Source organism: Amycolatopsis magusensis (assembly GCF_017875555.1).
In the GTDB taxonomy this organism is placed as follows: Bacteria; Actinomycetota; Actinomycetes; order Mycobacteriales; family Pseudonocardiaceae; genus Amycolatopsis; species Amycolatopsis magusensis.
Genome location: NZ_JAGGMS010000001.1, coordinates 5,440,160 through 5,462,401 on the forward strand (window position 1 = coordinate 5,440,160; position 22,242 = coordinate 5,462,401).

The 22,242-nt window shown below is 72.0% G+C and carries 24 protein-coding genes; 6 read left to right on the top strand and 18 right to left on the bottom strand.

Going from position 1 to position 22,242, the window contains the following annotated elements; genetic code table 11:
• Positions 1-38: 38 nt before the first annotated feature.
• Complete coding sequence (locus JOM49_RS24430) at positions 39-761, top strand: MerR family transcriptional regulator (protein WP_308158852.1); 723 nt, start codon at positions 39-41, stop codon at positions 759-761.
• On the opposite strand, the gene JOM49_RS24435 is transcribed toward JOM49_RS24430, so the two are convergent.
• The 3 genes from JOM49_RS24435 to otnK are packed head-to-tail and all read right to left on the bottom strand — an operon-like array spanning position 741 to position 3,442.
• The gene (locus tag JOM49_RS24435; protein WP_209666567.1) at positions 741-1,547 is read right to left on the bottom strand and encodes a DeoR/GlpR family DNA-binding transcription regulator; all 807 of its coding nucleotides are present in this window, start codon (positions 1,545-1,547) and stop codon (positions 741-743) included. The genes JOM49_RS24430 and JOM49_RS24435 overlap by 21 nt on opposite strands.
• Before the next feature lie 3 nt (positions 1,548-1,550).
• Entirely contained in the window at positions 1,551-2,213 is a 663-nt protein-coding gene (locus JOM49_RS24440; RefSeq protein WP_209666568.1) for a class II aldolase/adducin family protein, read from the bottom strand.
• The gene (gene otnK, locus JOM49_RS24445) at positions 2,210-3,442 is read right to left on the bottom strand and encodes a 3-oxo-tetronate kinase (RefSeq protein WP_209666569.1); all 1,233 of its coding nucleotides are present in this window, start codon (positions 3,440-3,442) and stop codon (positions 2,210-2,212) included. Before otnK ends, JOM49_RS24440 begins: the two co-directional genes overlap by 4 nt.
• Positions 3,443-3,531: 89 nt before the next feature.
• Between otnK and JOM49_RS24450 the strand changes: the two genes are divergently transcribed.
• Together JOM49_RS24450 and JOM49_RS24455 are read left to right on the top strand one after the other, a co-directional pair.
• Complete coding sequence (locus JOM49_RS24450) at positions 3,532-4,806, top strand: homoserine dehydrogenase (RefSeq protein ID WP_209666570.1); 1,275 nt, start codon at positions 3,532-3,534, stop codon at positions 4,804-4,806.
• Positions 4,803-6,095, top strand: a complete 1,293-nt coding sequence (locus tag JOM49_RS24455; protein WP_209666571.1) for an SLC13 family permease — start codon at positions 4,803-4,805, stop codon at positions 6,093-6,095. The genes JOM49_RS24450 and JOM49_RS24455 overlap by 4 nt, the downstream gene beginning before the upstream one ends.
• 211 nt (positions 6,096-6,306) lie before the next feature.
• On the opposite strand, the gene JOM49_RS24460 is transcribed toward JOM49_RS24455, so the two are convergent.
• From JOM49_RS24460 to JOM49_RS24485, 6 genes are read right to left on the bottom strand one after another with little or no spacing between them, the layout of a single operon-like run.
• Entirely contained in the window at positions 6,307-7,287 is a 981-nt protein-coding gene (locus JOM49_RS24460) for a Rieske (2Fe-2S) protein (protein WP_209666572.1), read from the bottom strand.
• A gap of 4 nt (positions 7,288-7,291) precedes the next feature.
• Positions 7,292-8,809, bottom strand: a complete 1,518-nt coding sequence (locus tag JOM49_RS24465; RefSeq protein WP_209666573.1) for an FAD-dependent oxidoreductase — start codon at positions 8,807-8,809, stop codon at positions 7,292-7,294.
• Complete coding sequence (locus JOM49_RS24470) at positions 8,806-9,528, bottom strand: class I SAM-dependent methyltransferase (RefSeq protein ID WP_209666574.1); 723 nt, start codon at positions 9,526-9,528, stop codon at positions 8,806-8,808. Before JOM49_RS24470 ends, JOM49_RS24465 begins: the two co-directional genes overlap by 4 nt.
• Positions 9,525-9,836: a lycopene cyclase domain-containing protein gene (locus JOM49_RS24475; RefSeq protein WP_209666575.1), complete on the bottom strand. Its 312-nt coding sequence runs from the start codon at positions 9,834-9,836 to the stop codon at positions 9,525-9,527. The genes JOM49_RS24470 and JOM49_RS24475 overlap by 4 nt, the downstream gene beginning before the upstream one ends.
• Positions 9,833-10,171: a lycopene cyclase domain-containing protein gene (locus JOM49_RS24480; RefSeq protein WP_209666576.1), complete on the bottom strand. Its 339-nt coding sequence runs from the start codon at positions 10,169-10,171 to the stop codon at positions 9,833-9,835. The genes JOM49_RS24475 and JOM49_RS24480 overlap by 4 nt, the downstream gene beginning before the upstream one ends.
• Entirely contained in the window at positions 10,168-11,145 is a 978-nt protein-coding gene (locus JOM49_RS24485) for a phytoene/squalene synthase family protein (protein ID WP_209666577.1), read from the bottom strand. The genes JOM49_RS24480 and JOM49_RS24485 overlap by 4 nt, the downstream gene beginning before the upstream one ends.
• 105 nt (positions 11,146-11,250) lie before the next feature.
• Between JOM49_RS24485 and JOM49_RS24490 the strand changes: the two genes are divergently transcribed.
• The 3 genes from JOM49_RS24490 to JOM49_RS24500 all read left to right on the top strand — a co-directional run bounded on the left by JOM49_RS24490 (position 11,251) and on the right by JOM49_RS24500 (position 13,687).
• Complete coding sequence (locus tag JOM49_RS24490) at positions 11,251-11,931, top strand: response regulator transcription factor (RefSeq protein WP_209666578.1); 681 nt, start codon at positions 11,251-11,253, stop codon at positions 11,929-11,931.
• A gap of 85 nt (positions 11,932-12,016) precedes the next feature.
• Positions 12,017-13,345, top strand: a complete 1,329-nt coding sequence (locus JOM49_RS24495) for an Nramp family divalent metal transporter (protein WP_209666579.1) — start codon at positions 12,017-12,019, stop codon at positions 13,343-13,345.
• 60 nt (positions 13,346-13,405) lie between these two features.
• Entirely contained in the window at positions 13,406-13,687 is a 282-nt protein-coding gene (locus JOM49_RS24500) for a hypothetical protein (protein WP_209666580.1), read from the top strand.
• Here JOM49_RS24500 and JOM49_RS24505 read toward each other — a convergent pair.
• The 9 genes from JOM49_RS24505 to JOM49_RS24545 all read right to left on the bottom strand — a co-directional run bounded on the left by JOM49_RS24505 (position 13,662) and on the right by JOM49_RS24545 (position 22,206).
• Entirely contained in the window at positions 13,662-14,723 is a 1,062-nt protein-coding gene (locus tag JOM49_RS24505; protein ID WP_209666581.1) for an MAB_1171c family putative transporter, read from the bottom strand. The two genes, JOM49_RS24500 and JOM49_RS24505, sit on opposite strands and share 26 nt — an antisense overlap.
• A gap of 4 nt (positions 14,724-14,727) precedes the next feature.
• Positions 14,728-15,204 carry a hypothetical protein gene (locus JOM49_RS24510; RefSeq protein WP_209666582.1) on the bottom strand — a complete coding sequence of 159 codons (477 nt, stop codon included), beginning with the start codon at positions 15,202-15,204 and terminating at the stop codon, positions 14,728-14,730.
• Complete coding sequence (locus tag JOM49_RS24515) at positions 15,201-15,635, bottom strand: helix-turn-helix domain-containing protein (protein WP_209666583.1); 435 nt, start codon at positions 15,633-15,635, stop codon at positions 15,201-15,203. Before JOM49_RS24515 ends, JOM49_RS24510 begins: the two co-directional genes overlap by 4 nt.
• Positions 15,636-15,759: 124 nt before the next feature.
• Positions 15,760-18,252, bottom strand: coding sequence for an ABC transporter permease (locus tag JOM49_RS24520; protein WP_209666584.1), 2,493 nt, complete (start codon positions 18,250-18,252; stop codon positions 15,760-15,762).
• 5 nt (positions 18,253-18,257) lie between these two features.
• Positions 18,258-19,007 carry an ABC transporter ATP-binding protein gene (locus JOM49_RS24525; RefSeq protein WP_209666585.1) on the bottom strand — a complete coding sequence of 250 codons (750 nt, stop codon included), beginning with the start codon at positions 19,005-19,007 and terminating at the stop codon, positions 18,258-18,260.
• Positions 19,008-19,133: 126 nt separating this feature from the next.
• Positions 19,134-19,523 carry a VOC family protein gene (locus tag JOM49_RS24530; protein ID WP_209666586.1) on the bottom strand — a complete coding sequence of 130 codons (390 nt, stop codon included), beginning with the start codon at positions 19,521-19,523 and terminating at the stop codon, positions 19,134-19,136.
• 7 nt (positions 19,524-19,530) lie between these two features.
• Positions 19,531-20,376 (bottom strand): helix-turn-helix domain-containing GNAT family N-acetyltransferase, encoded by an 846-nt coding sequence (locus tag JOM49_RS24535; RefSeq protein ID WP_209666587.1) that lies wholly within the window; start codon positions 20,374-20,376, stop codon positions 19,531-19,533.
• Between the two features lie 61 nt (positions 20,377-20,437).
• Positions 20,438-21,334: a dihydrodipicolinate synthase family protein gene (locus JOM49_RS24540; protein ID WP_209666588.1), complete on the bottom strand. Its 897-nt coding sequence runs from the start codon at positions 21,332-21,334 to the stop codon at positions 20,438-20,440.
• Between the two features lie 11 nt (positions 21,335-21,345).
• Positions 21,346-22,206 carry a DMT family transporter gene (locus JOM49_RS24545; RefSeq protein WP_245369457.1) on the bottom strand — a complete coding sequence of 287 codons (861 nt, stop codon included), beginning with the start codon at positions 22,204-22,206 and terminating at the stop codon, positions 21,346-21,348.
• Positions 22,207-22,242: the final 36 nt, after the last annotated feature.

Consider the following 22,242-nt stretch of genomic DNA (forward strand, 5'->3'; position numbering starts at 1 on the left):
TTGTGGAGACTTCGAACCGGAAATCATAAGGTGAGTGCGTGCCAACCCTCCACTCGCCGGATCTGCGGACGGCCGAGGTCGCCCGGCGGGCCGGGTATTCGGTGCAGCAGGTGCGCAACCTCGAGCGCGACGGCGTGCTGCCACCGGCGGCGCGCACAGAGTCGGGCTACCGCGTCTACCGCGAGGTGCACGTGCGGTGCGCGCTGGCGTATCGGGCGCTCGCCGCCGGAACCGGTCCGGTCGAAGCCAAGCGGATCATGCGGGCGGTCAACGGGAATCCGCGCGAGGCATTCGCGATGCTCGACGCCGCCCACGCGCGCCTCCACACCGAACGCACGGATCTGCGGCTCGCGGAGAAGGCGGCCGAGGCGATTTCCGCCGAGCCCATCCACGACGTCAGCCCGGCGGATTCGATGAGCGTGTCGGAGCTGGCCACCGCGCTGGGCGTCCGCCCGTCGACCCTGCGGCACTGGGACACGGAAGGCCTGGTCGTGCCGGATCGCGATGAGAGCCGGGGAGCACGCCGCCGGTACTCCCCGGCGCAGGTCCGGGATGCCCGGATCGTGCACCAGTTGCGCGCCGCGGGCTACCGGATCGGGCCGCTGCAAGCCCTGATGCCCCAGGTGCGCCTGGGAAATCGAGGTGAGGACCTCGCGACCGCGCTCGCCGCGAGGGAAGCGTCGATCACGACCCGCTCGCAGGCCCTGCTCGACGCCGCCGCGGCGCTGAGCGCGGTGATGTCAGGCGACGCCGTCGTCTGAGCTGTCGATTCCGGCGCGCACCAACGGAGTTCCCGTCTCGGCGATCCGCGCGGCGGCTTCGTCGTCGAGTTCGCCGTCGGTGATGATCCGGTCGATCTCGTCCAGCCGCAGCACCCGGTACCGCGCGAACCGGCCGAACTTCGCGCTGCCCGCGACGAGCACGGAGGTCGTGGCCGCGGCCAGTGCCGCGCGCTTGACCTCGACCTTCGCCTCGACGGGCGTGGTCACACCGTGCCCGACGTCCCACGAACTCGACGAGAGGAAGGCGAGGTCCAGCGACAGCTCACGCAGGGCGAGCGTGGCGAGCCTGCCCGCGGTGGACCGGTTCGCGGTCTCCACCCGCCCGCCCACGCAGATCAGGTCGACGCTCGGGTGGTCGCAGAAGTCGGCCACGGTGGCCAGGTCGTTGCTGACCACGGTCAGGTCGCGCACGCCGTCGAGGAACGGGCGGATGGCCTGGATGGTGGTTCCCGCGTCGAGGTAGATGGTCATCGAGTCGGTCACCAGGGTGGCCGCGGCCCTGGCCATCGCGGTCTTCTCGGCCCGGTCGGCGGCCGCCTTGTCGGCGCGGTCGGGCTCGCGCAGCAGCCGGGTGGCGATCTTCGCGCCGCCCGGGGTGGCCTCCACGCTGCCCTGCTTCTCCAGCGCCGCGATGTCGCGCCGGATGGTCATGTGGCTGACCCCCAGCAGTTCGGTGAGCTGGTGGTAGCTCAGGACCTGCGCGTGCCGCAGGTGACGCAGGATCTCCTGCCGTCGCTGCTCGGGGATGAGCGGCGGGCTCGCCATGGACTACCTCCTCGGGGTGCCGAGTGTAGTTCGCGTGCCCCAGGGACTGGACCACTGCCGCGCCAGCGCCGTGATCGCGTCGGCGTCGAGTTCCCGGCGCGCGAGCCCGTCGGTGAGCAGCGTGATCCGGCAGGCTTCCTCGAGTTCGACGGCCCGGTCGACGGCTTCGTCGAGCTTCGCGCCGGCGAGTACCGAACCGTGGTTGGACAGCAACGCCGCGCGCAGTTCCCAGGGGCAGTCGCGCAGATCCTCGCCCAGCCCGGGATCACCGGGCGGGCGGTAGGGGAGCAGCGGCGTCTGGCCCACGCGCATGACGAAGTACGGGGTGAGCGGCGGGACCGCGCTGTGGTCGGACCACGGCCGCAGGCAGGACACCGCCACGGTCGACGGCGAGTGCACGTGGACCACCGCCCGGTGCCCGGGATCGCGCTGGTAGAAGGCGACGTGCAGCGGCCACTCCTTCGACGGCTTCGCGCCTTCGAGGTGACGGCCTTGCAGGTCGAGCACCGCGACCTGCTCCGGCCGCATCCGCCCGAGGGACACACCGGTGCCGCTGAGCAGGATCCGGTCCCCGTCCCGGACGCTGAGGTTGCCGCTGGTCCCCGGGCTGAGCCCTTCGCCGACCACGCGGACACCGGCCGCGAGCAGGTCTTCGAGCGCGCTCACGCGAGCCGGTCCCAGGCGGAGGTGAACAGGTCGTCGGGCCCGAAGTTGCCGCTTTTGAGCGCCAGCGCGACTTCCTGCCCGCCGTCGGTGACCGCGCCACTCCAGCAGATGCCGGGAGCGATCTCGGGGCCGATGCGCAGCAGTCCGACACCGAGCGCGCGCACGATCGCCCCGCTGGTTTCCCCGCCGGCGGCGAGCAGCCGGGTGACTCCGGCTTCGCTGACGAGCCTTTGTGCGGTAAGGGCGAGCACCTTCTCGACCGCGGGCGCGACCGGCTGTCCGTCTACTTCGGACAGCACGTCGGCTGGCTCACCGGCGGCGTAGACGACCGGCACACGGCCGGATCCCTGGGCGCGGACCCAGTCGACGATGCGCTCGACCTCGGCGTCCGGTTCGTGCACGGCCGCTCGTGGATCGACCCGCCGCACCGGCTGGGAACGGGCGGCCGTGGCGATCTGCCGTCCGGTGGTCGCCGACGCGCTGCCGCACAGCACCACCCGGCCGGTGTCCGGAATGGACTGCCAGTCGTCGGCCGGGCTTTCCCGGGCGGGCAGGCCGCAGGCGAGGCCGGAGCCGCCGCTGAGCAGCGGGTTGTCGGAGACCGCCGCACCGAGCACGCGCAGGTCCTCGTCGTCGATCGTGTCGACGACGACATACCGGGCGGACTCGGCGGCGAGGGCCGCGCGCACCGCCTCCGGGCCCTGGCGCACTGTTTCGTGGTGGAGTTCCGCGACGGCGTGCGGGGTCTGCGGCCGGAGCAGGTCGGCGATTCGGGAGCGGGTCATCGGGGTGAGCGGGTGGTGCCGCATCGACGAGTGTTCGAGCAGGTCACCGCCGACGAACAGGTGCCCGTGGTAGACCGTGCGGCCGTTGGCGGGCAGTGACGGCGCGACGACCACCCGCTCGGCGCCCAGCTCGTCCGCGACCGCGTCCAGCACCGGCCCGATGTTGCCCTGATCGGTGGAATCGAAGGTCGAGCAGTACTTCACGTAGACCTGGCGGGCACCCCACTGCCGCAGGCGCTCGAGCGCCGCCCGCGAGGTGCGCACCGCCTCGTCGACCGGCGCGGTCCGGGTCTTGAGCGCGATGACCAGGGCGTCGAGGCCCGCGCGGGCCTGCGCACCCGGGTCGTGGTCCTCGATCGCGACCGCGACCCGGTACCCGTTGCGGCGCACAGTGATCGCCAGATCAGTGGCGCCGGTGAAGTCGTCGGCGATGGCTCCTAGCATGTGCCCATCACACCTCATGTGAAGATTTGGTGCAAGTTTGTAAAAATCTAGATCGTGCGTCACAGTACGGCCCTCAGATTGGAGCAACGGTGATCCACTCCCATGCCGCGCGGGGCCACGAGCCGGTCCGGATCGCGCTGACCGGGGCGAACGGCGGTTACGGCCGCACACTGCTGGCGCAGTTGCGCCGCACGCCCGAGCTGATCCCCGCCGCACTCGTCGAGCCCGACCCGGCCGGCATGCGGCGCACACTGGCCGAACTCGGCCTCGAAGCCGCGGTGGTCGCCGACGGCGCCGCGCTCGACTGGTCCGGCATCGACGTGCTGGTCGAAGCGACCGGCCAGGTCGGGGTGGGCACCGCCTACGCCGAGGCCGCGCTGGACCACGGCGTGCACGTGGTGATGGTCAGCAAGGAGGTCGACACCGTCGCGGGCGTCGACCTGGCGGACAAGGCGGCCGCGGCCGGGCTGCGCTACCTGCCCGGCGACGGCGACCAGCCGGCGAACCTGCTGCGCCTCGTCGACTGGGTTTCGGCCACCGGCCTGGAGATCGTCGCCATCGGCAAGTCCGGGGAGTACGACCTGGTCTTCGACCCGGCCACCGGCACGGTGACGCAGGCCGGGGTGAGCATCGACGCGCCGGGGATGGCCGATCTGCTGGACCTGGGCCCGGAGCCGCGGGAGACGCTGAGCCGCCGGGCCGCGCTCGTCGATGGGCTCAAGCGCTCGGCCGCCGCCGACCTGTGCGAGATGACCGTGGTCGCCATGCGCACCGGTGCCGTGCCCGACCGGGAAGACCTGCACTACCCGGTGGCCCGCATCGCCGAACTCGCCGACATCTACGCCGCCCGCGAAGACGGCGGCATCCTCGGCCGTGACGGCGTGGTCGACGTGTTCTCCGCCCTGCGCCTGCCGGGTGAGGCCAGCTTCGCCGGCGGGGTGTTCGCGGTGGTCCGCACCGGCGATCCGGTGACCTGGGAACTGCTGCGCGGCAAGGGACACGTGGTCAGCCGCGACGGCAGGTACGCCTGCTTCTACTGGCCGTACCACGCGATGGGCGTGGAAACACCGCTCACCATCCACGCCGCCGTCAGCGGGGCCGGTGTCACGCCTCGCCCGCAGCCCACCACGCTGCTGGCCGCGCGGGCGGTGACCGCGCTCGAACCCGGCACCTCGTTCCAGGTGACCGGTCACCACCACGAGATCAACGACGTCGCCCCGGTGATGGTCGCGCCCGAGGACGGTGTCGCGCCGTACTACCGGCTCGGTGGCGCGCGGCTGCGCCGGGCCGTCGCGGCGGGTGGACTCGTGCGCCTCACCGACCTCGAATTTGGGCACCAGAGCCGGAAGGAGCCGGGAGCATGAGCGCCGAGATCGTCGCGCTGGTCGTCTTTGCGGCCGTGTTCGCCATTTCCGCCATCCGCAACGTCCACATGGGAGCGCTGGCGCTGGTCGCCGCGTTCATCGTGGGCATCGGCGTGGTCGGTGAGGGACTCGACGAGATCCTCGACGCGTTCCCGGTGGACGCGCTGCTGATCCTGCTCGGCATCACCTACCTGTTCGGCATGGCCAGGGAAACCGGCACGATCGACTGGCTGGTGGACCGGTCGATCCGGCTCGTCGGCCCGCGGGTGGCGCTGCTGCCGTGGGCGATGTGGCTGATCGGCACCGCGGTGGCCTGCCTCGGTACCTCGCACGCCGCCTTCGCCGTGGTGCCGATCGCGATGTCGCTGGCGACCACGCACCGGATCAGCCCGACGCTGATGGGCATCGCGATGAGCTCGGCGATCGTCGGTGGCGCGCTGGCGCCGACCAGCATCAACGGCATCACCGTGGCCACCATCGCCGAGGACGCCGGGCTGCCGTACCACGCGGGGCTGATGTTCGGGCTGTCGGTCGGGGTGAACGCGCTGGTGGTGCTGGTCGCGTTCCTGATGTTCGGCGGGCCGGAACTGCTCCGCCGGTCACGCGAGGAGACTCCGGAGGCGGGTGGCGGCGGCGGTACCGCGGTGCTCACCACGCCCGCGCCGCCGATCAACCGCACGCAGGTGACCGTGCTGGTGACGCTTTTCCTGCTGGTGGCGGGTTTCTTCACGCTGACCGTGCTCGACGTGGACGTCAACCTCGGCGTGGTCGCGCTGACGCTCGCGGTGTTCCTGTCGCTGCTGGTGCCCGACGTCGGCCGCCGTGCGGTGTCGAAGGTCGACTGGGGCACGATCCTGCTGCTCGGCGGCATCCTCACCTACGTCGGCGTGCTGACCCGGCTGGGCGCGATCGACCAGCTCGGGGAGCTGGCCCGCTCGGTGAACGTGCCATTGGTCGCGGCGCTGGTGATCTGCGTGATCGCCGGTCTGGTGTCCGCGTTCGCTTCCACCATCGGCATCCTCGGCGCGCTGATCCCGCTGGCTGTACCGCTGCTGGTGGCGGGCGGCGGGCTGGAGATGACCGGGTTCATCTACGCGCTGGCCATCTCGGCTTCGCTGGTGGACTGCGCGCCCTTCTCCACCACCGGCGCCACGATCGTCGCCTCGGCGGCCGAACCGGAGCGGCCCCTGCTGTCGAAACGGCTCACCGCCTGGGGCTTCGCCATGGTGCTGATCGGCCCGGCTTTCACCATCCTCACCATGGTGCTGCCGCAACTACTCCTGGCCTGATTGACCGGCCTGAATGCTATGAGTGGGGCATTACTTGCGTTGAATGCTAGTAATGCCCCACTCATAGCATTCCCCACTGGGCTGGTCGGAAGCCGCGAATGTGTGACTCGGGTGCGCGAACGTGGAACTCGGCTGCGTGAATGTGGGGTTCGGCTGCCTGAGTGTGCAACTCGGGTGCGCGAATGTGGGGTTCGGGTGCGCGAGTGTGGGGTTAGGGTTTGGTGCGTAGGGCGTAGCGGCGTTCGGCGTAGGCCAGGTCGTCTCGCCACAGGCGGGCCGCGGTCCACTTCATCAGGGGCCGTACGACTGGCGCGGCTTTGCGCGCGACGGCGAAGCCCGGGCGTGACGAACCGGCCACGGTGGCTTCGATGACGGCTGTGCGTGGCCGTCCGTCCGGGCCGGGGCCGCGCGGGGTGGCGTGGGTTTCCACCACGCTGCCTTCCCCTTCGCCCTCGATGATGCGCATCACCACGGTGCGCGGCTCGGGGCAGGTGAACTCCGCGCGCACCGGCACGCCGAGCCGTCCGGCGACGCGGAAGGTCACCTCCACCACGAACCGGTCGTCGTCGTCCCGCGGGACCTCGACCACGGTGAGCCTGGCGAACGAGTACGGGTGGAACCACGCGCCGTGCCACGGGTCGAGGCGGTTGGCCACCACGTCCTCCGGCTCGCACACGCCTTCCAGCGTGGCCACCGCTTCGACGCTGGCCGCGGCCTCCGGCCGGGCGGGCACCACGGGCCGGTCGAGCGGCGGCTCACCGCCAATGTCGTCGAGCCGGACCCAGGTCAGCACGCCGTCGTCGAAGGCGGGCAGCGGCCGCCAGCCGTAGCCGCCCTTCCCGGACAGTTTCAGCCCGTGCCACCGGCACACCAGCGCCCCGCAGTCCAATCGCGCGTCGCTCAGCGGCGCGCCCAGGTGCGGGCAGGCGCCGGGGCCGATGCGCACTTCGCCGTCCTCGTCCCGCCACGCCACCAGTTCCCGCCCGGCCACCATGGAGCCGAACGGCCGGTCGGCGCGGATCGACCGGCTCGCCGCCAGCACGAACCAGTTGCCGGACGGGCGGTCCAGCGCGCGGCTCAGCGCCGACTCGATCACCGTCGCCCTCGCGTCGGCGAAGGTGGGGCGCTGGGCGGCCCAGCGCTCGGGTGGGATGGGCTGGATCGGCCAGTCGCTCGGCCAGCTCACGCGCACGGCGTCACGTCCTTCCTGCGTTGTCGGATCGGGTGGCCAGCGCGCGCAACACCGCGAGACGGCCTTCGTTCGGCACGGACCAGGTTGGGTGCCCACGCAGTCCCCAGCCCGCGAGCAGCCGGTTCGCCGCGTGCCAGCCGGTGGTGGCCGCGCGTTCCATCAGCGCCACCGGCAGGTCCACGCGGATGCCGTCGCCGGCCAGCACCAGGCCCGGCACCGGCGTCTCGACCGCGGGGCGCCGGGCGAAGTCGCCGAGGCCGAACAACGGGCAGTCCTGCCGCCATTCGGCCAGTTCGCCGACTACCCGGGCGTTCGCGGTCTCCGGGTAGAGCTCGTGGAGCCGGGCGAGCAGCCGCTTCGGCAGGGTTTCGGCGTCCTGCTCGACGGCGTAGGCGTGCAGTTCCACCACCGAGCCGCCGGTCTTCGTGGCCCAGCTGCGGGCTTCGGATTCGAACCGGTCGAGCACGCTGATGTTGTCCAGCGGCGGCAGGCTGCCGGTGCCGAGGAACGCCGGGCGGTCGGCTCGGACCGGCCGGTCCAGCCAGAGGCGGCGGACGTAGAACGGCGGTGCCACGCGCAGGCCGAGCACCCGTTCCCGCCACGACGGCGTCCCGAGGCCCGGCGAAGCCTGGAGCAGGGACCGCAGGCCGGTCACGTCGGCGGCGAGCACCACACCGTCCACTGTGGAGCCATTGATCGCGAAACCCGTCCGCGATGGTTCGATCGCTTCGACCGGCGTGCCCAGGTGGAGGCGCACGCCCAGGGCACCGAGGTACGCGGCGAGCGGGTCCCACAACGCGGCCGGGAAGCTGTCGGTCGGGACGTCGAACACCAGTCCTTCCGAGGAGCCCAGGAAGTACAGGTGGAACATCGTCACCAGCTCGGCGGCCGAAAGGTCCGAAGGTGAAGCGAAGAAGCTGCGGGAGAACACTTCGAACGCCAGGTGCCGGGCGTCGGCCGGGAAGTTGAGCTGGTCGAGGTAGGTGGCCGCGTCGATTTCGTCGAGACGGTGGTAGATGTCGGGCACCCGGACGGTGGCCAGCGGCAACGCGGCCGCCGCCTTGATCCGGGCGAGGTCGCGCAGGCGGAAGGTCGGGCTGCGCAGCGCGAACACGAGTGCGTTCCACGGCGGCGTCTTGGGCAGACCGCGGAAGGAATCGGTGCGGCCCTGGGCATCGAGCAGCGGGTAGTCGGCGACCGGAGTGAGCCGGACGAGCGCCGGATCGGTCCGCCGCAGCAGCGCGCGCAGGTTGTAGTACTGCCGGAAGAACGCGTGGAAACCGCGGCTCATCGTGACGGGCGTGCCGTCCGCCAGTGTCGTCTCCCAGCCGCCCGCCCGGCCGCCGAGGTAGGACTCGCGCTCGTAGAGGTCGACTTCGACACCGCGTTCGGCGAGCGCGGTCGCGGCGGTCAGCCCGGCGATGCCGCCACCGACGACCGCCACGCGCGGGCGGCGCTGCAACGCGTCGGCGTGGGCGAGACCTGGAGGCGCGGGGTACTCGACCCGCCGACGGTCGGTCATTCCCGGGTTCCCGGTGCGTCGCCGAGGAAGGTGTGCACCACGCCGTGCTGCCAGCCGGGCATGGTCTCCCGGTGCACCCGGGCGAAACCGTTGCGGCGCAAGCGGTCCTCGAACGCCGTCGCACCGTCGAAGGTGCGGACGCTGTGCCACAGGTGCCGGTACAGCGTGGCGTCCCCGGTGGTCAGCCGCCCGGCGGGGATGATGATCGACCAGCACACGGCGTCCCAGACCAGCCGCGCCCGCGGTGAATCCGCCACCGAGTACTCGTGCACGGCCAGCGGTGCGCCCGGCCGCAGCAGGTCGGCGAACCGCCGCAACTGCGCGTCCGGATCGTCGAGGTTGCGCAGCAGGTACGCGGCGAGGATGCCGTCGAACGGGCCTTCGTCGAGGTCCTCCACACGCGTGTGCACGAACCTCACCGTGTCCGGCCACGACTTCGCCCGCGCCTGCCGCAGCATCTCGCCGGAGGCGTCGATGGCCACGATGTTCGCCTTGGGAGCCGCCGAAAGCAGCGCGGCGGTCGACGCGCCGGTGCCGCACCCGGCGTCCAGCAGGGTGAGCCCGGCACCACCGCCGGGCAACCGCATCCGCCGCGCGGACAGCCTCAGGTGCTCGTGGTAGCCGGGATTGGCCCCGACCAGGCGGTCGTACGCCGCCGCCGCGCCGTCGAACGCGGCGGGCACCTTGGCACGGGCGAGCCCGCGAGGACCGAGCTTCACGTTGTCTCCTTCCGCTGCTGACGCACCCAGAGCAACAGCACGGCGGTCACCAGGGAGAAGCCGAAGAGGAAGTCCTCCACCGGGATGTCCCACGGGAACCGCACCCCGCTGAAGTGCTCGGGCGCGTAGGTCACGATCGGTGCGCTGAGCTTGGTCAGCCAGCCGTCCACCGGGATCTGGAACGCGGTCACCACGGCCATGGTCAGCCAGTAGGCCGGCTGCCGGAACAGCCCGGTCCGCAGCACCAGCAGTTCCAGCGCCACCACCACGGGGACCGACAGCACGGCGGGCACGGTGTAGCCGATCACCGGGCGCCCCCGCGTGACCGGCGCCGTGCCCAGGCCAGGGTGGCCGTGACCGCTTCGAAGGTGAGCAGCCCGCACAGCGGGATCACCAGGAAGAACAGCAGTTCCTCGACGGGCAGCGAGAACGGCAGCAGCAGGCCGGTGACGAACTCGGGGTTGAAGCCCCACACCCCGCCGGCGATGGCGATGACGTCCCACACCAGGAATACCGCGGCCACCGGCAGCACCGCGCCGGCCAGCCGCCGCGGCTGCCGGTAGACCGGGCGGCCGAGCCACTCCAGCGGCAGGGTCACCAGCAGGCAGGCGCCGAGCACCGCGAGGTATTCGAACCGGTTCATCGCCGGGCTCCCGGCAGCGCTTCCCGCACCCGTACCCGCGCGACCCTGGCCAGCGCCACCCCCGCCACGGCCGCGCGCCGCGGGCGCGAAACGGTGGCGCGCCCGGCGAACACGTCGTGGTCCGCGGCTTCGATCCGGTCGAGGATGCGGGAGTAGAGGTCGAAGGCGGTGGCGACGCAGGGCCGCGAAGCCGGTTGCAGCATGGCCACCCCCGGCTCGGCCTCGCGGTAGACCGCCCTGGTGAGCGCGACCTGCTCGGCCAGCGCGCGACGGACCGCGGCGTCGGCGCGCCGGTCACGCAGGCACCGCTGCAGCCGGTCGCGGTCCACCCCGGCCGCGGCGAGTTCGTCGGCGGGCAGGTACACGCGGCCACGTTCGAGGTCCTCGGCGACGTCACGCAGGAAGTTGGTGAGCTGGAACGCCCGGCCGAGCGCGGCCGCGGGCCCGGCGGCCTCGGCGCGGCCGGTCACCGTGCCCAGCACCGGCAGCATCTGCAGGCCGATCACCTCCGCGGAACCGTGGACGTAGTCGTAGAGGTCCTCGCGGGTGGCGTAGCCGCTCACGGTCAGGTCCATCCGCATCGACCGGAGGAAGGCGCTGAACAGCGCCGGGTCCAGTGCCAGCCGCCGGACCGCGTCGGCCACGGCGACCAGCACCGGCTCCTCGGGCGGGAGGCCGTCGAAGGCGTTCTTCAGCGCCCGTTCCACCTCGTCCAGGCGGGCGGCCAGGTCCGCGGTCGTCGCCCCGGGGGCGGGCTCGTCGACGAGGTCGTCGACCCAGCGGGCGAACCCGTAGAGCGCGTGCACCGCCGGGCGCTGCGCCGGGCGGAGCAGGCGGGTGGCGAGGAAGTAGGTGCGCCCGTGGCGGGCGTTCAGTTCGCGGCACCGGCCGTACGCGCGGCGCAGTCCGGAGCCGGTGATCCCGGCGGCGTCGAGTTCGGCACGGGCGAAATCGAGCGACGTGGCACGTGCCACCGGCGAACCTCCACACTCGACAGACCGCCCCGGGGTGCCCAGGGAGCGGGATGACTACACACACTTAAGCTCAGCCGCGGTGCCCGGGCGAATCGAGGACTCGTAGTGCGGATCCTGGTGGTCGAGGACGACGACGGCGTGGCGGCGGCGGTGGTCGACGCGCTGGTCTCCGCCGGGCACGGCGCGGTCCGCGCCCGCGTGGCCGCCGAAGTCGCCGCCCTGCGGCAGGACGCCGATCTGGTGCTGCTCGACCTCGGCCTGCCCGACGCCGACGGACTGGACGTGCTGCGGGAACTCCGGCGGGCCAGCGAACTCCCGGTGCTGGTGATGACCGCCCGCTCGGCGGAACGCGACGTGGTGCGCACGCTGCGCCTGGGTGCCGACGACTACCTGGTCAAGCCGGTCCGCCTGCCCGAACTGCTGGCCCGCATCGAAGCCGTCGCCCGGCGGCGGCCGCGGTCGCGGCCCGCGCCGGAGGTCGTCGAAGTCGGGGACGTGCGCATCGAACTCGCGGCGGGCCGGGTCACCGCCGGTGCCGCCGAAGTGGCCCTGACCGGCAAGGAGTTCGACATCCTCGCGGTGCTCGCCAGGGCGGCGGGCACCGCGGTGAGCAGGCAGGCGCTGATCGAGCAGGTGTGGGGCGAGGCGCCGGGGTCCCGCGCGCTCGACGCGCACGTGGTGACCCTGCGTGGCAAGCTGGACCGGCCCGGCCTGCTGGCCACCGTGCGCGGCTTCGGCTACCGGCTGGGTGAGGCGAGTCCGATTCGTTACCGGTCATCGTCCTAAGAAACGGTGAAGACGGGCGGCCGGGGGCGCCCCGCGTTCCTACGGTCGTCGGCACACATCTCCGGCGCAACGAGGAGCAGGAGCCATGAACACTTCCGCCACCGGGACGGAACCGCAGCTGACACCGCCGACGGGCAAGGCGCGCTTCCGGGGACTGGGACCGGGCCTGCTGGCCGCGGCCACCGGAGTCGGGGCGGGGGACCTGGTCGCCACCATGGTCGCCGGCGCCCAGTACGGCACGCTGCTGCTGTGGGCGGCGCTCATCGGGACCGTGCTCAAACTGGCACTCGGCGAGGGTGTCGGCCGCTGGCACCTGGCCTCGGGCACCACGCTGCTCGACGGCTGGCGGCGGCTCGGCCGCTGGGCCACCGGCTTCTTCGGCGTCTACATCGTCATCTGGGGCTTCGTCTACGGCGCCACCGCGATGTCGGCGGTCGGCCTGCCGCTCAACGCGTTGTTCGGCGGCTTGCCGGTGCGCGGCTGGGCGATGATCGCCGGGGTGCTCGGGCTGGCACTGGTCTGGGCGCAGCGCTACCACTTCTTCGAGAAGTTCATGACCGTGCTGGTGCTGATCAAGTTCGCCGCGGTGGTGTCGGTGGCCGTCCTGGTCACCCCCGACCTCGGCGAACTGGCGAAGGGCCTGACCTTCCAGCTGCCCGCCGGGTCCACGGTGTACGTGCTCGGCCTGATCGGCGGCGTCGGCGGCACGATCACCATGGCGGCGTACGGCTACTGGATGTTCGCCAAGGGCTGGAAAGGCACCGGCTGGCTGTCGATGATGCGGCTGGACAACGCGGTCGGGTACCTCATGACCGGCATCTTCGTGGTGGCCATGCTGATCGTCGGCTCGACCATCCTCTTCGGACAGAAGCTCACCCAGTCCGACAGCGGCCTGCTGATCCTGGGCAACGAACTGGGGGAGCGGTACGGGCAGTGGGCCCGCATCCTGTTCCTGGTCGGCTTCCTCGCGGTCACCACGACCTCGCTGCTCGGCGTGTGGAACGGGGTGAGCCTGCTGTTCGCCGACTGGACCCGCGCCATCCGGCTGCCGCACGGGCGCCGCGCCGAACTGGTCACCGCGGTGGTGCCCGGTGAGGAGAAGGCCGGTGACACCGCCGCCTACCGCGCCACCTCGGTGGAGAAGTCCCTGCCGTTCCGCGGTTATCTGCTCTGGCTGACCTTCCCGCCGATGTTCCTGCTGTTCCTGGACAAGCCGTTCGGGCTCACGCTGGTCTACGGCGTGCTGGGCTCGGTGTTCATGCCGTTCCTGGCGATCACGCTGATGCTGCTGCTGAACTCCACCCGCGTGGAGCGCGACGGCCGGTCGGGCTGGCTGTCGAACTCGCTGCTCGGCGCGGCTTCGGCGTTGTTCCTGTTCCTGCTGATCACCGACCTGGTCGAGCGCTTCGGCTGAGCTTTCAGCGCGGCTTGAAGGGGCTGTGGCCGGGCGGAGACCGGATTTAGGCTGCGGCGCATGAACAAGAGAATCGGTTACTCGATAGCGGGACTGCTCGGCGCGGCGGCGCTGGCCGGACTGGCCGGCCCCGCCGTCGCCGCGACCCCGGTGGCGGTCCAGGTGGACTCGACGGTGGAGAGCTACTGCGGTCCGACCGACACCATCCGGGACACCGGGCGGAACATGAGCTTCTTCATGATCTTCACCGGCTCCACCTTCCACCAGGGCCGGTGGATCCGGCACTACGACGCCAAGTACCTCAGCGGCGCGTTGTTCAAGTACACGAGCAACTCGTGCTGAGCTTCCGATAGGCGTCGGACACCTGGGCGAGGAATTCGGTGTCCTCGGCCAGATCCGTGCCACCGGCGACCCCGGCGGGCCGGGCGAGCGGGGTGGCACCACCCGCCCGTGCTTCCAGCGCCGCGGCGACCACCGCGGCTTCGGTCGCCGCGGCACCGGCGTGCCGCGTGCGCGCGGCGACCTCGGGGCAGCGGTAGGGCTGCAGGGCCAGCAGGCCGTCGCGGATCTCGATCACCCGGCGGTACAACCGCAGGCGCAGCCCGCGGACGACCAGCGCGTCGGGCGTCCGCGGCGGGTCCAGCGCGATCGACGGCTCGGCGCGGTACAGGGCGGTCCACAGTGGACCGAGGCGGCGGTACAGCCGGTGGCGGTGCAGCCAGCCGGTGACCGCGGGCAGTGCCGCGCCGAGCAACACCAGCAGGTAGGCCGTGGTGGGCAGCACCTTGCTCGGCAGGACGGTCCGGCCGAAGGGGAAGGCGGAGTCCAGGCGTGGCGTCACCGCCAGGATCGACTTGTTCAGCAGGTACAGCAGGGAAAGCGCGGTACCGGCGACGATCAGCCGCAGCCCGGTCCGGAGGACGGCGTCGTGCGTTTCGCGGGCGTAGCGCGCACCGGAGGCGATCACGGCGAGCAACGCGGGCAGTTGCGCGGCGGCGTAGACGAGGCAGTACTCCATCACCCGCGGCGTCTCCGGGCGGATGTCGGCGAGGGAAACGAACAGCAGGCACATCACCGCGAACGCCCCACCGGCCCACCACGCCTGCCCCCGGGTTCCCCGCGCTCGCCCGGTGAGCCCGGCCATGAACTCCTGCCCGGCCCACGCGGTGAACACCATGCCCGCGTGGCTGACCAGGCGAGCCGCGTGCGAAACGCCTGCGAGGTCACCGATCGCGGCGTAGACGACCGGGATCTGCGCGGTCAGCGAGCAGGCGAGCCCGAGCAGCACCCAGCGGGCACGCCGCCGGGCGAGGCCGCCACCCCGCCCGCGGCTGAGCAGCACCACCCAGGCCAGCAACGCCGGCCCCCCTTCGCGCAACGCGCTAAGCAAAGTCGTCGTCCAGTGCGTTGCGCAGGCGGCCGGTGACGGTACGGCCCGGCGTGGCCCGCTGCCGGATCAGCGAGGCGAGCAGTTCGGCTTCGCGTTCCTCGGCGGAGGAGTAACCGGCGCGGCCCAGCACCCGGCGCACCATCGCCGGATCCAGGCCGGGCAGCAGCATCGCGGCCTGCTCGGCCGGGTCCAGCGAGGCCGGGTAGTGATCGCAGAGCACGTGGGCCAGTTCGTGCAGGATGATGTGTTCCCGGTGCGGTGGCGTGGTTTCGCTTTCGTGGAAGATGAGATCGGTGTGGTCGGTGGCGATCCAGAGGCCGCAGACCCCGGTCAGCCCGCTCATCGGCAGCAACCGGATCGGCCTGCCGCGGCGCGCGGCCACCTGATCGCACAAGGCGTGGACGTCGAACGGGACCGGGAGCGGCAGTTCGCGCAGCAGGGCCGCGTGCCGCCGCCGCGTCCGGCTCACGGCTCGTCGGCCGGTGCGTCCGGCTGGGGCAGCCCCTCCAGCTCCCGCACCCGGTCGACCATGTCCGCGATGGCTTCCAGGCTCTTCGGCGAAAGTCCGCTGGCGCGCAGGGCGATCTGGCGCACCGGCGCGTCCCGCAGCGCGGTGAGGAGCGCGAGTTCGGCGTCGATGCGCCGGGCCTCCTCCTCGTCGAAGAAGTACGCGGCCGGGACGCCGAAGAAGCCGGCGAGCGCTTCGAGGTGGCGCTTGGTCGGGTTGTCGCGGACGCCCTTGCGCAGTTGCCACAGGTAGGTCGCCGAAATGGTGGGGCCACCGCGGCCGCGCAGGGCTTCGGCGACCTCTTCGAAGGTGTACTCACCGCCGTCGCGGGGGCGCACCGTGCGGAAGAGGTGGTCCACCTTCGCCGCCAGGGCGCCCCCGTCTCCGGACATGGCGGGGAGTCTACCGATTGACCTTCGTTTCACTGCTGTTTATGATTGCCCGCACTTCATCAACTGAGATGAAGTTCCCATCGCGGGCAGGGAGAGGGGGCCCGCGATGGGTCGCGGGGCAGGCTCAGCCGGACACGCGCATGGCCGCCACCGGTGCCGGTCGCAGGGCGATCCGGGCGGGGATGGCGATCGATCCCCAGCCGAACGCCGCCGCGGCGCCGACGATGCCCAGGTAGACCAGCGGCGGCACGGTGGGCAACGGCGACGCGGTCAGGCTGAGGCTGACCCCGATCAGCGGCGGCAGCGCGGCCAGGGAACCGAGCACCACGGCGGCCACCACGACCACCGCCGCCTCACCGCGCATCATCGACCGCACCTGCCGCGGCTTGGCGCCGATCAGCCGCAGCAGGGCGAACTCGCGGACCCTGGCCGCGGTGGCCAGCACCAGGATGTTCACCACCGCGATGGCGATGAAGCCGAGCAGCAGCAGGTTCAGCAGGAGGTTGACCGCCGACTGCGCGGTCGCTTCGGTGTTCTGGGCGGCGGTGAACGAGGCCCGGTCGGTGAGCCGCAACCCCGGCGGCAACGCCTCGCGCAGCGCGGCCGGATCCGTGCCCGGCGCGGTGGCGAGCAGGAGTTCGTCGTTCAGGCGGCTGCCGGTGTGCGCGAGCACCACGTCGTTCGGCAGGGTCACGTCACCGAACCCGAGTCCGTTGCCGTAGATGGCCACCACCTCGGCGGTGTGCGGGGTGCCGTCGCCGAGTCGCATGCTCAGCGGTGACCCGATCTCGACGCCGAAGCTGTCCGCGGCGAGTTCGCTCAGTGCCACCGTTTCCCCGGTGAGCGCGGACAGATCGCCCTGCCGGGGGTCGAGGTCCAGCACGTCGCCGAGCCGGTCCGGGGTGACGCCCTGGGCGGGGTAGGAGTTCGTGGCGGGCTCGCCGAGTTCCTGGTGGGTGACCAGCACCGAAGTGCGCGCCACCGGAGTCGCCGAATCGACTCCGGGAAGCTGCCGGACGCTGTCGACCACGCTGGGGGCGATACCGCCGTCGGCGACGATCACGTGGTCGGCCCGGATGCCGTTCACCGCCTGGTCCTGGGCGGCGGCGTTCGTGGTGGTCGCGGTGAAGACCTGCACGGACGCCAGCGCCACGCCCATGATCAGCGGCGTGGCCGCCGATCCGAGCCGCCGGGAGCGCGCCCGGGTGTTGGCACCGGCGAGGTAACCGGCGGTCGAGCGCAGCACCCCGAGCTTTTCGAGCAGCCCGGCGGTGGCGGTGAGCAACCGCGGTCCGAGCAGGGCCACGGCGATCACCAGCAGCAACGCGGAACTGGCGGCTCCCGCGACCGCCGTGTTCCCGGAAAGCACCATCGGCAGGCCGATCCCGGTCGTCGCGCCCAGCGCGGCGAGCACCCAGCCGCTGATCAGGCGGACCCGGCCCAGGCGCGGCGGTTCCACCGCGGCCTCACCGAGCGCCGCCGCCGGGCTGATCCGCGCGGCCCGCCGTCCCGCGATCAGGCCCGCCCCCAACGCCCCCAGCAGGCACAGGAGTACCGAGGCGAGGACCGGAAGCCCTCCGATGGCGAACCGGAATTCGGCGGGCACGGCGCCGTACCCGGCGAGCGCGTCCCGAAGCAGCAGGCTGAGCCCGATGCCGGGCACCGCGCCGAGTACCGATGCCACCGCGGCCAGCACCAGAGATTCGGTGGCGATCAGCCGGTAGACCTGCCGCGGGGTGGCCGCGACGGCTCGCAGCAAGGCGAACTCCCGGCGGCGCTGCTGGATCGCCAGGCCGAGCGTGCTCGCCACCACCAGCAGCACGATCATCAGCATGGTGCCGCCGAACGCGGTCGACATGACCACCAGGAACTGCCGCGCGGCGCCGACGTCGAGGAACTCCGCTTCCGCGCGGTCGTCACCGACGGCGGTGGTCACCTCGGGCACCGCCTGCTGGACGCGGTCCGCCAGTGCGTCCGCGTCGGTGCCGGGGTCCGCGAGGACCGCCACCGCGTCGACCTGGTCCGGGCGACCGGAAAGCACCCGCGCCTGCTCGTCGGTGAGGAACGCGGCGGCCTGCCCGGGAGCGGTGGTGCCGACCACGCGGTAGGTCGTGGCGACCGCGCCGATCTCCAGTTCGGTGTGGTCTCCGACGCGAAGACCGGCCTGCGCGGCGGCACCGCCGTCGAGCACCACTTCGTCCGCGGCGGCGGGCGCCCTGCCACTGTCCACAGTGGCCGGACCCAGCTTCGTGGACGACCACCCGTGCGCGCTCAACGGCACCGTGCCGCCACCGTGGCGGAGGGCGACGTCCACGCTGACATCACCGATGGCCGCCTGGACGCCGGGCACGCGGGCGATTTCCTCGGTGAGCCCGGCCCGGAGCGGGACGCGCTCACCGAACCGCTGGCTCAGGCCGTCCGGCGTGGGCACCGACTGGATCGCGGTCACCACGACCGGCGCGGTGGCGTAGCGCTGGGGCGGCATCCCCGCCCGCAACCCCGATTCGAGCAGGACACCGCTCGCGGTGATCAGCGCGGAGCCGAAGAACACCGCGACGAACGCGGCGGCGAAGGCTCCGCGGCGGTTGCGGATGGATTGCCACGCAAGGGAGAACATCGCGGTCACCACTCCCCGAGGTGGGTCATGCGCTCGGCGATGCGGTCCGGCGTGGTGTGCGCCAGCTCGCCCGCGATGCGGCCGTCGGCCAGGAAGACCACGGAGTCGGCGTACGAGGCCGCCACCGGGTCGTGGGTGACCATCAGCGCGGTCTGGCCCCAGCGGTCCACCGCGTGGCGCAGGGTGGTGAGCACCTGGCGGGCGGTACGGGTGTCGAGCGCGCCGGTCGGCTCGTCGAGGAACATCACGTCGGGCCGGGTGACCAGCGCGCGGGCGATCGCCACCCGCTGCTGCTGACCGCCGGAAAGCTTGCTGGGCCGCCGGTCCAGCGGCACGTCCAGTTCTACCGAGCGCACCACCTCGGCGAGGAAACCGGGGTCGGCGGGCCGCCCGGCGAGCCGCAGCGGCAGCAGGATGTTGTCCTCGACGGTCAGCGCGTCGAGCAGGTTGTAGGCCTGGAAGACGAACCCGATCCGCGAGCGGCGCAGCTCGGTGAGCGCGGCCTCCCGCTGCCCGGTCAGTTCCGTGCCGCCGAGCAGCACCCGGCCCGAGGTCGGCCGGTCCAGCCCGGCCGCGCAGTGCAGGAAGGTGCTCTTGCCCGAACCGGAAGGTCCCATCAGCGCGGTGAAGCTGCCCTGCCGCAGGCTGATGCTCACCCCGTCCAGCGCCCGCACGGCGGCTTCCCCGCTACCGTAGGTCTTGCTGACCGATTCCAACCGCACCGCACTGGTGAGGCCGTCCGCGACTGTCGTCATCGTCGTTTTTCCTTCCGGATTCTCTGTCGGAAGGAACGCTAGGCACGCACGAGGCGGGGCACAGTGGCGCGGAACCCCGAACCGGGGGTGTAGCCAGCTACACCACGGGACTCGCCGGCGGCGGGGTCAGGGGACGATCTGGCCGACGCCGAGCATGTTGCCTTCGCTGTCGCGGAACCAGGCGGCTCGTTCGCCGCGGCCCTTGCTGGGGTAGTTGCCGTCGATTTCCATGATGCCGTTCACGGCGCCTTCGTAGTCCTCGAACTTCACGCCGCGGGCACGCAGCTCGGCCACGGTCGCTTCGAGGTCGTCGACGTAGAAGCTCATCTGCGTGAAGGAGCCGTTCGACGCGCCCGCGGAGGCGAACAGGCAGAAGACCCCCGACGCGCCGACGTACCGCAGGCCGCCTTCGCGTTCCTCGGCCGGTTCGAGTCCGAGCTTCTCGGCGTACCAGCGACGGGCGCGGCCGAGGTCCTGCGCGGGGATGCGGGCTTCGATCCGGGAGCCGGTCAGCATTTCCGGGTCACGACCTTTCGGTGCGGCGTTCGAGGAGGACGGTGTCGTGCCAGGTGCCGTCGCGTTCGGCGATGCGTTCGCGGACGCCGACGGTGCGGTATCCGGCGGCGTGGTGCAGGGCGATGCCGGGGCGGTTTTCGGTGAACACAGTGGTTTGCAGGGTCCAGAGTCCGTCGCGGTCGGCGGCGGTGACTTGTTTGTGCAGAAGGGCTTTGCCGACGCCGCGGCCGCGATATTGGGCGTCGACGTAGACGGAGGTTTCGGCGACTCCGGCGTAGTGGTCCTTGGTGGACACTGGGGCGGCGGCGGCCCAGCCGACCACTCCATCGTCGAGTAGTGCGACCCAGCGGTGTCCGGGTAGCCAGTGGGTGTCGAGGGTGTCGAGGGTGTCGCGGCTGGGCGTGGTGGTGTCGAAGGTGGCGATGCCGGTGTCGATGCCTTCGCCGTAGACGCGCAGGACGTCGTCCCAGTCCTCGTCGGTCATCGCGCGGACGGTGACGTCGGCGGGCAGGCCGCTGGGGCAGCAGGGGCGGGGTGCGAGCAGACCCATGACGGCGTCGGCGGCTTGGGGGAAGCCGGTGCAGCAGGCGGCGTTGATGGTGACGATGGTGGCGGTCTTTTCCCGGCGGAGCCGCACGAAGCCGACGTCGGCGAGTTTGCGGACGTGGTGTGAGCAGGTGGATTGGCTGATGCCGAGTGCTTCGGTCAGTTCGCCCACGGTGACGCCGCCGGGGGCGGTGGCCACCGTGTGCAGCAGCCGCACACGCGTGGGTTCGGCCAGGCAGGCGAACCACTCGGCGTAGGTGGCGGCGTCGGTCGCGGCCAGCACCGGCAGGTCGGGAGCGAGCGTCATGCCACCCAGTATCGACGGAATTCGATGCTTGCGTCAATCGACGCTCATCGATACGACAGGCTCACCGTGACCGGTTTGCCGGGTCGTCGAGCCAGTCGATCGTCTTGAGCACCCGGACGACGGCCTCGCGGCCTTCCTGCCCGAGCGGACGGACCGGCCTCGGCAGGTTCGGCTCGGCCAGCAGGCCCAGCTCGACAGCCATGGCGGACATGACCCTGTAGCTGCCGTAGCGCGCGTACAGCTCCCACAGCGGGTCCAGTTCCGCGGTCAGCGCGCGGGCCCGCTCGGCGTCACCGGCGGTGGCGGCGCGGGTGAGGGCGAGGGCGGTCTGCGGGAACAGGCCGCCCAGGACGCTGTACCAGACCTCGCAACCGGCCAGCAGGCCTTCGACCGCGACAGCGTCGCCGCTGATGCCGAGGTTGACGGTGTCCGGGATGAGCGAGCGCAGGCCGGCGATGCGGTCACGCGCGCCGGGCGGGATCTTGATCGAGGTGACGCGGGGCAGCCGGGCGATCCGCGTGTGCAGCTCGTCGGTGAACTCGACGTGCGTGGTGCCCGGGTTGTCGTAGACGATCAACGGCACCGACAGCTGGGCGGTGACCTCCTCGTACAGCCCGAACACCTCGTCGTCGGTGAGGGGCTGGTAGGTCATCGTGGGCACCAGTACCGCGGCGGCGCCGGCTTCCTGGGCATCCTCGACGTGCCCGAGCACCTCACGCGTGCGCAGGGCGCCCACGCCGACGATCACCGGCACCGAACCGGCGCCGCGCACCGCCAGCCGGGCGGCCCGCGCCCGCTCCTCCCGGTCCAGGTAGGCGTAACTGCCGGTCGAGCCGAGCGCGCAGATGGAGTCGACGCCCGCCTCGGCGAGCCTGCCGACCAAGCGTTCGTAGGCGGCCTCGTCGATGCCGTCGTCGGTGACGGGCGTGAGCGGGAACGCGCTGAGTCCGGTGAACAAGGGTTTCTCTCCTAAGCAGTGCGGTCGAGGCGGATGCGCACGGCGACACCGGCGCAGCCTAGGACGGCCAGCCCGCCGAGCACGGTGGGCCAGGTCAGTTCTTCGCCGAGCAGCAGCGCCGCCCAGAGGATGGTCAGCACCGGCTGGACCAGCTGCACCTGGCTGACCTGCGCCATCGGGCCGATCGCCAGGCCGCGGTACCAGGCGAAGAACCCGAGGAACATGCTCACCACCGCCAGGTAGGCGAACGCCGCCCATTCCTTCATCGTGCCCACCTGCGCCTGCTGGGTCAGCGAAATCACCGTCAGCGCGCACATCAGCGGCGCGGCCAGCACGAGCGCCCAGGACACCGTCTGCCACGACCCCAGTTCGCGGGCGAGCAGCCCGCCCTCGGCGTACCCCGCCGCGGCGGCGAGCACGGCCCCGAACAACAGCAGGTCCGACCAGTGCAACCGGCCGAAACCGCCGCCCTGCAGGGAAGCGAACGCCAGCGCGGCCACCGCGCCGATCCCCGCCATGACCCAGAACGACCGCGGCGGGCGTTCCTTGCCGCGTACCACGGCCAGCACGGCTGTCGCCGCCGGGAGTAGCGCGATCACCACGGCGCCGTGACTGGCCGGGGCGGTGGTCAGCGCGTACGAGGTGAGCAGCGGGAACCCGACCACCACCCCGCCCGCGACCACGGCCAGCCGTGCCCACTGACGTCCGTTCGGCAGCCGCTGCCGGGTGAAGGCGAGCGCGGCCACGGCCAGCAGCGCCGCCACGGCCGCCCGCGCCGAGCCGATGAACAGCGGCGACAGGCTGCCGACGGCCACGCGGGTGAAGGGCACGGTGAACGAGAACGCCGAAACGCCGAGCAGTCCCCACGCCAATCCGGCCCGCGACGGCGATAACGTTGCCGCCGGATT